Origin of the sequence: Chelatococcus sambhunathii (assembly GCF_001418005.1) — a bacterium.
In the GTDB taxonomy this organism is placed as follows: domain Bacteria; phylum Pseudomonadota; class Alphaproteobacteria; order Rhizobiales; family Beijerinckiaceae; genus Chelatococcus_A; species Chelatococcus_A sambhunathii.
Genome location: NZ_LIOL01000005.1, coordinates 247,336 through 259,714, shown reverse-complemented (window position 1 = coordinate 259,714; position 12,379 = coordinate 247,336). Strand labels below are relative to the sequence as shown.

Sequence of the window (12,379 nt, the reverse complement as noted above, 5' to 3'; positions counted from 1 at the left end):
CGGGAAGGAAACGCATGAATCAAATCGATTTGAAGGGGCGTGTGGCAGTCGTCACGGGCGGTGCCCAGGGCATCGGCCGAGCCGTGGCCGAGCGCTTCAAGGCCTCCGGCGCGAAACACGTCGAGTTGTGGGACCGTGACGGCGCGCTGGCCGAAGCGACAGCCAAGGAGATGGGCGCGGACGTCTCGGCCCGCGCCGTCGACATCACCGACTATGCCGCTGTCGAGGCTGCCGCCAGGGCGGCGGAGGCGGCGCATGGGGCCGTCGACATCCTCGTCAACAGCGCCGGCATCGCCGGGCCAACCTTCAAGGCCTGGGAATACCCGCTCGAGGAATGGGCGCGCGTGCAGCGGATCAATGTCGACGGCACCTTCCATTGCTGCCGCGCGCTGGTGCCCGGCATGCGCGCGCGCAACTACGGCCGCATCGTGCTGGTCGCCTCGATTGCCGGCAAGGAGGGCAATCCCAATGCCTCGGCCTATTCGGCGTCCAAGGCCGCCGTCATCGGCTTCACCAAGTCGCTCGGCAAGGAGCTCGCCGACCGCAACATCGCCGTCAACTGCATCACGCCGGCCACCGCCAAGACGCGAATCCTCGAGCAGGTGAGCGAGGAGTTCATTGAATACATGCTGTCGAAGATCCCGCGCGGACGCTTCGTCGAGGTGGAGGAAGTAGCAAGCATGGTGGCCTTCCTCGCCTCGGAGGACAACAGCTTCACCACGGGCGCCGTCTTCGATCTGTCCGGCGGGCGCGCCACCTATTGATCTATTGATGGCGCTTGAGCGGCATGGCGTGGCCCGCTAGCTTGACCCCCATGATCGCCATGCCGCCCCTGCCCACCACCGTGCTCGGCGAGCGCCTGATGACGCTCGCCGCCGATCTCAATCAATATACCGACGAGCCGGGGCGCCTGACGCGCCTCTACCTGTCGCCGGCCCATCGCGCCGCCGCCGAAGCGGTGATGCGCATGATGGAGGCGGCGGGCATGAGCGCGCATATCGACGCCGCCGGCACTGTCGTCGGCCGCTACGAGGGGATCGAGCCGGGCGCGCCCGCGCTCCTCGTCGGTTCGCACATCGACACCGTGGTCGATGCCGGCAGCTATGACGGCATGCTTGGGGTGCTGGCTGGCATCGTCGCCGTCGAGGAGCTCGCCCGGCGCGGGGAGCGCATGCCCTTTGCCATCGAAGTGCTGGCCTTCGGCGACGAGGAGAACGTCCGCTTCCCCACCAATCTCTCGACCTCGCAGGCGATCGCGGGCACCTACGACCGAGCCTGGCTCGATGGCAGGGACTACGACGGGATGAGCCTGCGCGAGGCCCTGCTCGCCTTCGGCGGCGACCCCGAGGCCGTGACGCAGCTCGGCCGCGATCCGAGCTCCGTCAAGGGCTACATCGAATTCCACATCGAGCAGGGACCGGTGCTGGAGCGCGAGAACCTGCCGGTCGGCATCGTCAGCGCGATCAACGGCATCACCCGGGCGCGCGGCGTGGTGACGGGCGAGGCCGGCCACGCCGGCACCGTGCCGATGGCGCTGCGGCGCGATGCCTTCGCCGCGCTGAGCGAGATGAACCTCGCCGTCGAACGCATCGGCGCCCGTGATCCCTCGACCGTCGCGACGATCGGCATGGCCAAGGTGGCGCCCAACGCCTCCAACGTCATTCCCGGCCGCGTCGACTTCATGCTCGACGTGCGCGCGCCGGACGATCCCGTGCGCCACGCCATTGTCGAGGAAATGGTGGCCGAGATGCGCGACATCGCCGCCCGGCGCCATGTGGCGCTCGATCTCGACCTCTATTTCGACGCCCCTGCCACCGCCATGGACGCCGGCCTGATGCGCGCGCTGGAGACGGCCGTCACGGGCCAGGGCATCGGCGCGCGGCACCTGCCGTCGGGTGCCGGCCACGACGCCATGGCCATGGCGCGCCTGTGCCCTTCGGCAATGGTCTTCGTGCGCTGCAAAGGCGGCATCAGTCACAATCCGGCTGAGTCGATCACCGTCGACGACGCGGATGTCGCCGTGCGCGTCCTTGTGGACGCCATCAAGGCTTTTGCCGCGCGCAACGGGTGAGGGCAGGGAACGGCTGGAACCTGCCGCCCTGTCCGGCTAGAAACGCATAAAGGTGCTTCGTCAGCGGTCTGTCATCGGTCCCGTCGTCATGGCCGCGCTTGTTGCGGGCATCCGCACCTTGAAAGTGCGAGCAACGCCAAACGCGTCGATGGCCGGGACAAGCCCGGCCATGACGAGCGGTGCGGATTACGCGCTCTTCGCATCCACGCAATGCACAAGCCGGCCATCCGCGTTTTCATGGCCCACGGTCGTGCGGTCGGTCGGGAGGGGCGCGTGCCGGCACCCCGCCGCCGGGGCCGCCGCCTACTTCTCCGTCTCGACCAGCCCCTTCACGAAGAGGCGCTGCATCGCAATGACCACCACGACGGGAGGCAGCATGGCGAGGATGGTCGTCGTCATGACGAGGTGCCATACGGGATCGGCCTCGGCCGCCGCGGCCGCGAGGCGCTGGATGCCCATGACGATGGTGTAATAGCTCTGATCCGTGGTGACGAGCAGCGGCCACAGATACTGGTTCCAGCCGTAGATGAAGAGGATGACGAAAAGCGCGGCAATATTGGTGCGCGACAGCGGCATCAGGATGGACCAGAAGAAGCGTAGCGGCCCCGCCCCGTCGATGCGCGCCGCTTCCGTCAATTCGTCTGGTATAGTCATGAAGACCTGACGGAACAGGAACGTCGCCGTCGCCGAGGCGATCAACGGAATGGCGAGGCCCGAATAGCTGTTGAGCATGCCGAGATTGGCCACGACCTCGAAGGTCGGCAGGATGCGCACCTCGACCGGCAACATCAGCGTGATGAAGATGAGCCAGAAAGCCGTGACCCGGAAGGGGAAGCGGAAATAGCAGATGGCGAAGGCCGACAGCAGCGAGATGGCGATCTTGCCGATGGCGATCGCCATGGCCATGACGAAGCTGTTCCACAGCATCGGCCCGACGGGCGGAAAGCCGGAGACGCTGGAGCCGGTAAACAGCGCCTCCTTGTAGTTGGCGATGAGGGCCGCACCCGGCAGAAAGCCGATGCGGCCAGTGAGGAAGTCCGTGCCGGGATGGGTGGACGCCACGAAGGCGAGCCACACCGGCAGCACCATGGCGGCAACGCCGAGGATGAGCGCCGCATGGGCGGCGAAAGTCAGCTTGCGGCCGGATTCGACCATGTCCCCGCCCCCTCAGTAATGGACCTTGCGCTCGATATGGCGGAACTGCAGCGCCGTCAGGCCGATGACGATGACGAGCAGCACCACCGACTGAGCGGCGGAAGCGCCGAGATTGAGCGATTCGAAGCCGTCTTTGAACACCTTGTACACGAGGATGGTGGTGGACTGGCCGGGCCCGCCGCCGGTCGTCGCGTGGATAATGCCGAAGGTGTCGAAGAAGGCGTAGACGATGTTGACGACAAGCAGGAAGAAGGTCGTCGGCGCGAGCAGCGGCCAGACGATCTTGCGGAAACGCAGCCAGGGGCCCGCCCCGTCGAGCGCCGCCGCCTCCACAAGCGTGCGCGGAATGGCCTGCAGTCCGGCGAGGAAGAATAGGAAGTTGTAGCTCACCTGCTTCCACGAGGCGGCGAGAATGACCATGATGAGCGCATCGGTGCCGTTGAGGTGGTGGTTCCAGTAGATGCCGATGGCCCGCAGACCACGCGCCACCACGCCGACCGACGGATCGAACATGAACCACCACAGGATGGCAGCGACCGCCGGGGCCACGGCATAGGGCCAGATGAGCAGCGTCTGGTAGACCATCGCCTTGCGCCCCACCTTGTCAGCGGCGAGCGCGAAGAGGAGCCCGAGACCGAGCGAGATGGCCGCGACGGACGCGGAGAAGACCACAGTGATGGCGAAGCTCGACCGGTAGCTCGGATCCTCGAACAGGGCGACGAAATTGGCGAGGCCGACGAACTGGCGCGACAGGCCGAAGGCGTCTTCGGCAAAGAGCGAGGTGTAGAGCGCCTGGCCAGCGGGCCACAGGAAGAAGATGATGGTGATGGCAAGCTGCGGCGCAAGCAGCAGATAAGGCACGATGCCGCCGCCGAAGGTGACCCGTTTTGCCTGCATCGGCCCCCCAGAAGGAACAGGGCGGCGCCCGATGCAGTCCGGGCGCCGCCATTCTACATTACATTATTCAGGAGTTGGACTTCTCGAACTGGCGGAGCAGCTCGTTGCCGCGCTTCGCCGCCGCGTCGAGCGCGTCCTTCGCCGACTTCTTGCCGGTTAGCGCGTTCTCCAGTTCCTCCTCGATCATGTCGCGGATCTGGACGAAGTTGCCGAGACGCAGGCCCTTGGAGTTGTCGGTCGGCGGGTTGAGGTTCATCTGCTTGATCGAGATGTCGGAACCCGGGTTCTTTTCATAGAAACCTTCTTTCTGCGACAGCTCGTAGGCGGCCTTGGTGATCGGCAGGTAGCCGGTCTGCTGGTGCCACCAGGCTTGCACCTCGGGCTTCGACAGATAGGCGAAGAACTTCGCCGCGCCCTTGTATTCCTCCTTCGGACGACCGGCGAGGACCCAGAGCGTCGCGCCGCCGATGATGGAGTTCTGCGGGGCGCCCTGCACGTCCGGCCAGTAGGGCTGCATGCCGTAGCCGACGCCGAACTTGGCATTGGCCATGATGTTGGCGCGCGCCGCCGAGGAGGCGAAGGTCATGGCGCATTCGCCGGAGAGGAACTTGGGATCCGACTTGCCCTGGCGGCCACCGTAGTCGAAGATCTTCGACTTCTGCCAGTCGACCAGCGCCGTCCAGTGCTTCTCGAGCGTCGGGTTGTTGATCTTGAGCTCGGTGCCGAGGCCGCCGAAGCCGTTGGCCTCGGTCGACAGCGGGATGTTGTGCATGGCCGAGAAGTTCTCGACATGGACCCAGGACGGCCACTGGGTGGTGAAGCCGCACGCGATGCCCGCCGCCTGCAGCTTCTTGGCGAACTCCTCCACCTCCGGCCAGGTCTTGGGCGGGGTGTTCTCGTCAAGGCCGGCCTTCTTGAAGTGATCCTTGTTGTAATAGAGGATCGGCGTCGATGAATTGAACGGGAACGACAGCATGTTGCCCTGCGTGTCGCTGTAGTAGCCCGTCACCGCCGGCAGGTAGGCCTTGGGATCGAACGGCTCGTTCTCGTCGGCCATCAGCTTGTAGACGGGATAGACGGCGCCCTTGGCCGCCATCATGGTCGCCGTGCCGACCTCGAAGACCTGCACGATCGTCGGGTGCTGCTTGGCGCGGAAGGCAGCGATGGCGCCCGTCATGGTCTCCGGATAGCTGCCCTTGAAGACCGGGACAACCTTGTACTCGCTCTGCGAGGCGTTGAAGTCGCTGGCGATCTTCTCGAGCTTCTCGCCGAGCGCGCCCGACATGGCATGCCACCACTGGATTTCAGTCTGGGCAGCAGCCGGTCCTGCCGCGGCGATGAAAGCCGCCGCACTTGCCATGGTTACAATACGAGATGCCATGATAGCCTCCCCATCTCCCGGAGCCCCCCTCGGGGACCCTTCTCTTCGTTGCTAGCGAGCATAGCATGACAATGACATGACAGTTCAATGAATAATCGACGACAAACGCAAGCGAAACGAAATTTGAGTCTTCAGCGAGGAGCGCATCCATGGGGGGCCTGACCCTTTCCACAGCCACCACCCTGCCGACCGATTTTGCGAGGGCCGCCTTGGCCGGCCGCGTCTTCCGGCCCGATGTTGCCGGCCCTTCGGTGGTGACCGTCCGCGATGGCGAGGTTTTCGATATCAGCCGCGCTTTCGCGACGATGCGCGACCTATGCGAAACTTCCGCACCTGCGGCCGCCCTGCGCGACGCCAAGGGCGAATCATTGGGTCCGCTCGAGGCCATCCTCGCCAATTCCGTGGAGGCGACGCGTGATTCCACCCGGCCCTACCTCCTCGCGCCCATTGACCTGCAGGCGGTGAAGGCGGCGGGCGTGACCTTCGCCGTCTCCATGCTGGAGCGCGTCATCGAGGAGCGCGCGCGTGGCAATGCGGACGCCGCGGCGGCCATCCGCGAGGAGATCAACCGCCTCGTCGGCGATGACCTCGCCCGCCTCAGGCCCGGCTCGCCCGCGGCCATGCGCCTCAAGGAGGTGCTCGTGGCCCAGGGCGCCTGGAGCCAGTATCTAGAGGTTGGCATCGGGCCGGATGCCGAGATCTTCACCAAGGCCCAGCCCATGTCGAGCGTCGGCACGGGAGCGGATGCCGGCATCCACGCCATCTCCACCTGGAACAATCCCGAGCCCGAGGTGGTGCTGGTCGTCGCCTCGGACGGGCGCATCGTCGGCGCCACCCTCGGCAACGATGTCAACCTGCGCGACGTCGAGGGCCGCTCGGCCCTGCTCCTCGGCAAGGCGAAGGACAACAACGCGAGCTGTGCGGTCGGCCCCTTCCTGCGCTTCTTCGACGACGGCTTCTCGCTCGACGACGTGCGCCGCATGCACGTGACGCTGACCGTCGAGGGCGAGGATGGCTTCCGCATGGAGGGCTTCTCCACCATCGAGAAGATCAGCCGAGACCCGGCCGACCTCGCGGCTCAGATGATCGGCAGGCATCACCAGTATCCGGACGGGGCGGTGCTCTTCCTCGGCACGCTTTTCGCGCCGGTCGAGGACCGCGATGCGCCGGGCAAGGGCTTTACCCACAAGGTGGGCGACGTCGTCACCATCGCCGCCCCGCAGCTTGGCAGCCTCGTCAACCGCATGCGCCACAGCCAGGACTGCGCACCGTGGACCTTCGGCACCGGGCAGCTGATGCGCAACCTCGCCAAGCGCGGCCTCCTCTGAGCCGCCCCGCGGACCGGAACCGGACGTGAACCAGCACCGCCGACCGCCAGCCTCCGGGAACGCCGCCGGCGATGCCATCGCAGACGATGGAGCGGCCGCGTTCCTCGCCGTGCGGCCGCGGCTCCTTGCCATCGCCCATCGCATGCTCGGCACGATGGGCGACGCCGAGGACGTGGTGCAGGATGCCTTCCTGCGCTTCCATGCCGCCGGCGGGGCAATCGACAATCCGGAGGCCTGGCTCATCACGGTGACGAGCCGGCTCGCCATCGACCGGCTGCGGGCCGCACGGCGCGAGCGCGCCGCCTATGACGGGCCTTGGCTGCCCGAGCCCTGGACGGGACCCGACGACGGCGACGCCTTCGCCGGCGACCTGCCCTATGCCGTCCTCGTGCTGATAGAGCGCCTCGGCCCGGTGGAGCGCTGCGCCTTCGTGCTGCGCGCGCTCATCGACATGCCCTATGCCCGCCTCGCCGAGGTGCTCGGCCGCAGCGAGGCGGCCTGCCGGCAGATCGTCGCCCGGGCGCGGCGACGACTCGGCGACGGGCAGATCCCCGCAGCGCCGGGGGATGTTCTGGCACGCCGCCGGCGGCATGAGCGCCTCATGGAGGAATTCCGCCTCGCGCTCGCCGCCGGGGATGCCGAGCGGCTCATCGGCCTGCTCGCGCCGGACGCCACCATCACGTCGGACGGCGGCGGCAAGGTGCTTGCCGCCCGCAACATCGTGCGCGGCGCCGGGCGGATCGTGCGGCTGGTGCTGGGCGTCGCCCGCAAGCTCGGCCGCGGCCGCGTCGACCGGCCGGCGCGCTTTGCCGGCGAAGCAGGGTTCGTCACTTACGAGGAGGAACGCCCGGTGCGGATCGTGATGGCGGCGAGCGACGGCGAGCGGATCACGGCCATCTATTTCGTGCTCAATCCGGACAAGCTCGTCCGCATGCCCGCGGACGGCTGAGCCGAAGTTTTTTGCGGCTTCCCTGTCACAAGGCGTCCCTGTGCAGCGTCTTCAAGGGCATGCGGCCTCGCTCGGCCGTGCACAGGAGCACATGATGACGAGAACCATCAACGCCTACGGTATCATCCCCGACGTCTTCGCCACGGCGCGCCGGCTCAACGGCGACATCGAGGGGCTCGGCCTCGACATGACGCTCGTCGAGCTGGTGAAGACGCGCGCCTCGCAGATCAACGGCTGCGCCTATTGCGTGCACATGCACGGCGGCGATGCGGTGAAGAAATACGGCGAGAAGCCGGAGCGGCTCTATCTCCTGCCGACATGGCGGGAATCGCCCGCCTTCGATGCGCGCGAGCGCGCCGCCCTCGCCTATGCGGAAGCGATGACACGCATGGACGACCATGCCGCCCTCGTCCGGGCCTCGGCCGCCCTCGACGAGCATTTCTCCGAGAAGGAGGTCGTCGCGCTGACGGCGCTCCTTGCCATGATCAACTTCTGGAACCGCATCGCGGTCGGCTTCGGCACCCAGCACGCGCCGGTCTGATCGACCTCAGATGACGTTCGCCTCGCGCAGCGGCCGCTGCGCGAGGATGCGGCCGTAGCCGAGGTCGGAGAGGTCGAGCGTCACGAAGCGCCCGTGCACGATCTCCTCGGCGATGCCGCGGCCGACGGCGGGGGCCTGCTGCAGGCCGTGGCCGGAGAAGCCGTTGGCGAGGAAGAGGTTCTCGACCTCGCCGGCACGGCCGACGATGGCGTTGTGGTCGAGGAGGTTCATGTCGTAGGGGCCGGACCAGGCCCGGCCGGGGCGGATGTGCTCGAAGGCGGGCACGCGCATGGCGAGCGCCGGCCAGATCACCTCCTCAAACAGCGACCAGTCGACGGTCTCCGCATCGCCGTCCCACTCGGGATCGGCCTCGGGCTCTGGCGAGATGCCGCAGATGAACATCTGCCCGTCGGCGCCGCGGTGCCCCTCGGGCCGCACGTAGGCGCCGGAGGTGTCGATCATCAGCGGGCAGTTGTCGACCGGCCCCTTGCAGGTGAAGCTGAAGACATAGCGCTTCCTGGCATGGACGGGGATGTCGATGCCGGCGCTCGCGGCGATGCGCCGCCCGTCCGAGCCCGCGCAATCGACCACTGCGCCGCAGGCGATGCGGCTGCCATCGGCAAGGTGCACGGCGACGACGCGGCCGCCCTGCCGCTCGAGACGGGCGACCTCGCCGGTACGATACTCGGCCCCGAGCGCCCGCGCCTTCTTGCGGAAGGCCTGCAGCAGGCCCCAACCGTCGAACCAACCCTCGCCGCTGCGCCCCCAGGCCCCTGCAAGGAGATCGTCCGTGACGAGCCACGGGAATCGGTCCTTGAGACCAGCGGCATCGAACAGGACGATGTCGGCGCCCTCGGCTTCCTGCACCGCGTGGTTGCAGGCGAGCGTCTCGGCCCCTTCGGGCGTCGCCGCAAGATAGAGATAGCCGCCCTCGGTGAAATCAATCACCGGCCGCTCGTCGCCGACGGCAAGGCGCGCGCCTATGTCGCGCAGAAAGGCGACGCCGTAGAGCGAGATGCGGATGTTGACCGGGCTCGAGAACTGCTGACGGATGGAGGCCGCCGACAGCGCCGATGCCGAGCGCGCATAGGTCGGATCCTTCTCGATCACGAGCACGCGACCGGAAAAGGCGGGATCGGACAGGAGATGGAAGGCGACGGAGGAGCCCATCGCCGCGCCGCCGACGATGACGACGTCGGCGGTCTCTGGGGTGGAACGATTGGGGGTCTGGGACATGATCCTGGCAGCGCCGAAATGAGCGGAGGCGAAGCGTTGCGGGGTGGCTGCTTCATGAGCAGCCCGCATGATTGCCGCATGCGACGTGGCTTGTCCATGGGCTGCGGCTGTCGCAGCTGCACAGGGCAATATCCCTCACTCCGTCCGTCCGGCCGTTTCCGTCCCGCACTCCGCCAGAAGCCAGTCGCGAAAGGCGGCAAGCGCCGGGCGGTCGGCCTTCTCCTCCGGATAGACGAGATAATAGGCCTCCTCGCTCGTGATCGGCCGCTCGAAGGGCACGACGAGGGCGCCGGCGCGCAATTCGTCCTCGACGAGGAAGCGCGGCACGATGGCGAGGCCGAGGCCGGCGACGGCCGCCTGCGCCACCATGGCGAACTGCTCGAAACGCGGGCCCATGACCGCCCTGTCGGCCGAGAGCCCCTGGGCTGCAAGCCACAGGCCCCAGGCACGTGGCCGCGTCGCCTGTTGCAGCAATGGAACAGTGAGAACGTCCGCCACCTCGGCGAGTTCGTGGCGGGCGACGAGCGCCGGGCTCGCCACCGGCACGATCACTTCGCCCATCAGCCGGTGCATGCGCGCGCCGGGCCATACCGCCTCGCCGAAATGGATCGCCGCGTCGAACCCTTCGCGCGCGAAGTCAAACGGCAGGATGCGCGTGGCGAAGTTGATGGTGACGCCCGGATGGCGCTGGAAAAAGCCGGGCAGCCGCGGGATCAGCCAGCGCGTGCCGAAGGTCGGCAGAATGGCGAGATCGAGGATGCCGCCCGCCCCGCGGAAGGCCATGGCATTGACCGTCGCGGCGGTGAGCCGCGCCAGCGCTTCGCGCACCTCCCCGGCATAGGCGCTGCCGGCCGCTGTCAGCACCACGCGCTGGCGCACCCGCTCGAAAAGCTTCAGGCCGAGCTGTGCCTCCACCGCCGCCACCTGTCGGCTGACGGCACCCTGCGTCAGGTTGAGCTCCTCAGCCGCCTTGGTGAAGGACAGGTGCCGCGCCGCCGCCTCGAAAGCGGCGAGCGCCGTCAGCGAAGGCAGAGCGAGGCGCTGCTGAACGTCGCGCATCATTCATTCCGTTTCTTCATGAACTCGTGAGAACATATCGTTTGAAACGCGGACATGAAACCGCCATCCTGTCGCGACGACGAGACCCGCATCCGCGATGCATCAGACGGCGGCCGCCTCACCGGATTGAGGCAGGGGCCGCACAACGCTCCGGGAAGAGACATGACCGTTCACACCGCCGCCGCTTCCGCCCGCGAGGAAGCGCTCGCCATTCTGAAGCGCCTCGGCGTGTCCGACACCGCCTTCGCTTCGACGGGCCTCGCCGCCCGCTCGCCCGTCACCGGCGAAATCATCGCCCACATCCGGGAGGCCGGCGCCGCCGAGACCCGCGCGGCCGTCGACCGCGCCGAAAAGGCCTTCGCCGAATGGCGCAGGGTTCCGGCGCCGCGGCGCGGCGAGTTCGTTCGCCTCCTCGGCGAGGAGCTGCGCGCCGCCAAGGAGGACCTAGGCCTCCTGGTGACGCTGGAAGCGGGCAAGATCGTCTCCGAAGGCCTCGGCGAGGTGCAGGAGATGATCGACATCTGCGATTTCGCCGTCGGCCTCTCGCGCCAGCTCTACGGCCTCACCATCGCCACCGAGCGGCCGCACCACCGCATGATGGAGACCTGGCATCCGCTCGGCCCCGTCGGCGTCATCACCGCCTTCAACTTCCCCGTCGCCGTCTGGTCGTGGAATGCCGCGCTCGCTTTCATCTGCGGCGACCCGGTGATCTGGAAGCCGTCCGAGAAGACACCGCTCGCCGCGCTCGCCGTGACCGCCATCACAGAACGGGCCGCCAAGCGCTTCGGCGGCGTGCCGGAGGGGCTTTTCGAACTCATCATCGGCGGCCGCGAGGCGGGTGAGGCCCTGGTCGCCGACGAGCGTGTGCCGCTCGTCTCGGCCACCGGCTCCACCGCCATGGGCCGCAAGGTCGGCCCGAAGCTCGCCGAGCGCTTCGCCCGCGCCATCCTGGAGCTCGGCGGCAACAACGCCGCCGTCGTCGCCCCCTCGGCCGACCTCGACATTGCACTGAGAGCGATCGCCTTCGCCGCCATGGGCACGGCGGGCCAGCGCTGCACGACGCTGCGCCGGCTCATCGTCCATGCCAGCGTCTATGACAAGCTGGTGCCGCGCCTCGCCAAGGTCTACGGCAACGTCGCCATCGGCGATCCGCGCGTGAAGGGCACGCTCGTCGGCCCGCTCATCGACAAGGCCGCCTTCGATGGCATGGAGAAGGCGCTCGCCGAGGCGAAGAGCCTCGGCGCCACGGTGCACGGCGGCGGGCGCGTCGCCGGCATCGGCGGCGAAGAGGCCTATTACGCCCGCCCGGCCCTCGTCGAGATGCCGGGCCAGAGCGGCCCGATGCTACGCGAAACCTTCGCGCCCATCCTCTACGTGGTGAAATACGACACGTTCGAAGAGGCGATCGCCCTGCACAACAGCGTCGGCGCCGGTCTCTCCTCCTCCATCTTCACGCTCGACATGCGCGAGGCCGAGCGCTTTGTCTCGGCGGAAGGCTCCGACTGCGGCATCGCCAACGTCAATATCGGCCCCTCCGGCGCGGAGATCGGCGGTGCCTTCGGCGGCGAGAAGGAGACGGGCGGCGGCCGCGAGGCGGGCTCCGACGCCTGGAAAGCCTACATGCGCCGCGCCACCAACACCATCAACTACGGCACGGCCCTGCCGCTGGCGCAGGGCGTGACCTTCGACGTGGACGCGTGAGCGACTGGGCGCAATCTTCTCCCTCCCGCCGGGAGGGAGCGCGAAGGGCCGCATCAGATAC

Annotated in this window: 11 protein-coding genes; 6 read left to right on the top strand and 5 right to left on the bottom strand. The window is 67.7% G+C overall.

The window, feature by feature from the left end:
* Positions 1–14 precede the first annotated feature (14 nt).
* Together ASC46_RS12275 and ASC46_RS12270 are read left to right on the top strand one after the other, a co-directional pair.
* Positions 15–764 carry an SDR family NAD(P)-dependent oxidoreductase gene (locus tag ASC46_RS12275; protein ID WP_055459582.1) on the top strand — a complete coding sequence of 250 codons (750 nt, stop codon included), beginning with the start codon at positions 15–17 and terminating at the stop codon, positions 762–764.
* Positions 765–814: 50 nt separating this feature from the next.
* Positions 815–2,071 (top strand): allantoate amidohydrolase, encoded by a 1,257-nt coding sequence (locus tag ASC46_RS12270; protein ID WP_055459581.1) that lies wholly within the window; start codon positions 815–817, stop codon positions 2,069–2,071.
* A 303-nt stretch (positions 2,072–2,374) separates the two neighbouring features.
* On the opposite strand, the gene ugpE is transcribed toward ASC46_RS12270, so the two are convergent.
* From ugpE to ugpB, 3 genes are all read right to left on the bottom strand, one after another.
* Positions 2,375–3,226 carry a sn-glycerol-3-phosphate ABC transporter permease UgpE gene (gene ugpE, locus ASC46_RS12265; RefSeq protein WP_055459580.1) on the bottom strand — a complete coding sequence of 284 codons (852 nt, stop codon included), beginning with the start codon at positions 3,224–3,226 and terminating at the stop codon, positions 2,375–2,377.
* Between the two features lie 12 nt (positions 3,227–3,238).
* The gene (gene ugpA / locus ASC46_RS12260; RefSeq protein ID WP_055459579.1) at positions 3,239–4,123 is read right to left on the bottom strand and encodes a sn-glycerol-3-phosphate ABC transporter permease UgpA; all 885 of its coding nucleotides are present in this window, start codon (positions 4,121–4,123) and stop codon (positions 3,239–3,241) included.
* Positions 4,124–4,190: 67 nt separating this feature from the next.
* Positions 4,191–5,504: a sn-glycerol-3-phosphate ABC transporter substrate-binding protein UgpB gene (gene ugpB / locus ASC46_RS12255; RefSeq protein ID WP_245280538.1), complete on the bottom strand. Its 1,314-nt coding sequence runs from the start codon at positions 5,502–5,504 to the stop codon at positions 4,191–4,193.
* Positions 5,505–5,653: 149 nt separating this feature from the next.
* Between ugpB and ASC46_RS12250 the strand changes: the two genes are divergently transcribed.
* The 3 genes from ASC46_RS12250 to ASC46_RS12240 all read left to right on the top strand — a co-directional run bounded on the left by ASC46_RS12250 (position 5,654) and on the right by ASC46_RS12240 (position 8,322).
* Positions 5,654–6,832, top strand: coding sequence for a fumarylacetoacetate hydrolase family protein (locus ASC46_RS12250; RefSeq protein ID WP_055459577.1), 1,179 nt, complete (start codon positions 5,654–5,656; stop codon positions 6,830–6,832).
* A 25-nt stretch (positions 6,833–6,857) separates the two neighbouring features.
* On the top strand, positions 6,858–7,781 hold the full coding sequence (locus ASC46_RS12245; RefSeq protein ID WP_072249494.1) for a sigma factor: 924 nt from the start codon (positions 6,858–6,860) through the stop codon (positions 7,779–7,781).
* 94 nt (positions 7,782–7,875) lie between these two features.
* Entirely contained in the window at positions 7,876–8,322 is a 447-nt protein-coding gene (locus tag ASC46_RS12240) for a carboxymuconolactone decarboxylase family protein (protein WP_072249501.1), read from the top strand.
* A 6-nt stretch (positions 8,323–8,328) separates the two neighbouring features.
* Here the strand turns inward: ASC46_RS12240 and ASC46_RS12235 are convergent, their stop codons facing one another.
* Together ASC46_RS12235 and ASC46_RS12230 are read right to left on the bottom strand one after the other, a co-directional pair.
* Complete coding sequence (locus ASC46_RS12235) at positions 8,329–9,558, bottom strand: NAD(P)/FAD-dependent oxidoreductase (protein WP_055459576.1); 1,230 nt, start codon at positions 9,556–9,558, stop codon at positions 8,329–8,331.
* 135 nt (positions 9,559–9,693) lie between these two features.
* Positions 9,694–10,617 (bottom strand): LysR family transcriptional regulator, encoded by a 924-nt coding sequence (locus tag ASC46_RS12230; protein ID WP_055459655.1) that lies wholly within the window; start codon positions 10,615–10,617, stop codon positions 9,694–9,696.
* A 162-nt stretch (positions 10,618–10,779) separates the two neighbouring features.
* On the opposite strand from ASC46_RS12230, the gene amaB reads away from it, so the two are divergent.
* Complete coding sequence (gene amaB / locus ASC46_RS12225) at positions 10,780–12,318, top strand: L-piperidine-6-carboxylate dehydrogenase (RefSeq protein WP_055459575.1); 1,539 nt, start codon at positions 10,780–10,782, stop codon at positions 12,316–12,318.
* Positions 12,319–12,379: the final 61 nt, after the last annotated feature.

What these genes read in the sequence shown, in the direction of transcription:
- ASC46_RS12275 (WP_055459582.1), top strand. Translation starts at nt 15, where the DNA reads ATGAATCAAATCGATTTGAAGGGGCGTGTGGCAGTCGTCACGGGCGGT.
- ASC46_RS12270 (WP_055459581.1), top strand. Translation starts at nt 815, where the DNA reads ATGATCGCCATGCCGCCCCTGCCCACCACCGTGCTCGGCGAGCGCCTG.
- ugpE (WP_055459580.1), bottom strand. Translation starts at nt 3,226, where the DNA reads ATGGTCGAATCCGGCCGCAAGCTGACTTTCGCCGCCCATGCGGCGCTC.
- ugpA (WP_055459579.1), bottom strand. Translation starts at nt 4,123, where the DNA reads ATGCAGGCAAAACGGGTCACCTTCGGCGGCGGCATCGTGCCTTATCTG.
- ugpB (WP_245280538.1), bottom strand. Translation starts at nt 5,504, where the DNA reads ATGGCATCTCGTATTGTAACCATGGCAAGTGCGGCGGCTTTCATCGCC.
- ASC46_RS12250 (WP_055459577.1), top strand. Translation starts at nt 5,654, where the DNA reads ATGGGGGGCCTGACCCTTTCCACAGCCACCACCCTGCCGACCGATTTT.
- ASC46_RS12240 (WP_072249501.1), top strand. Translation starts at nt 7,876, where the DNA reads ATGACGAGAACCATCAACGCCTACGGTATCATCCCCGACGTCTTCGCC.
- ASC46_RS12235 (WP_055459576.1), bottom strand. Translation starts at nt 9,558, where the DNA reads ATGTCCCAGACCCCCAATCGTTCCACCCCAGAGACCGCCGACGTCGTC.
- ASC46_RS12230 (WP_055459655.1), bottom strand. Translation starts at nt 10,617, where the DNA reads ATGCGCGACGTTCAGCAGCGCCTCGCTCTGCCTTCGCTGACGGCGCTC.
- amaB (WP_055459575.1), top strand. Translation starts at nt 10,780, where the DNA reads ATGACCGTTCACACCGCCGCCGCTTCCGCCCGCGAGGAAGCGCTCGCC.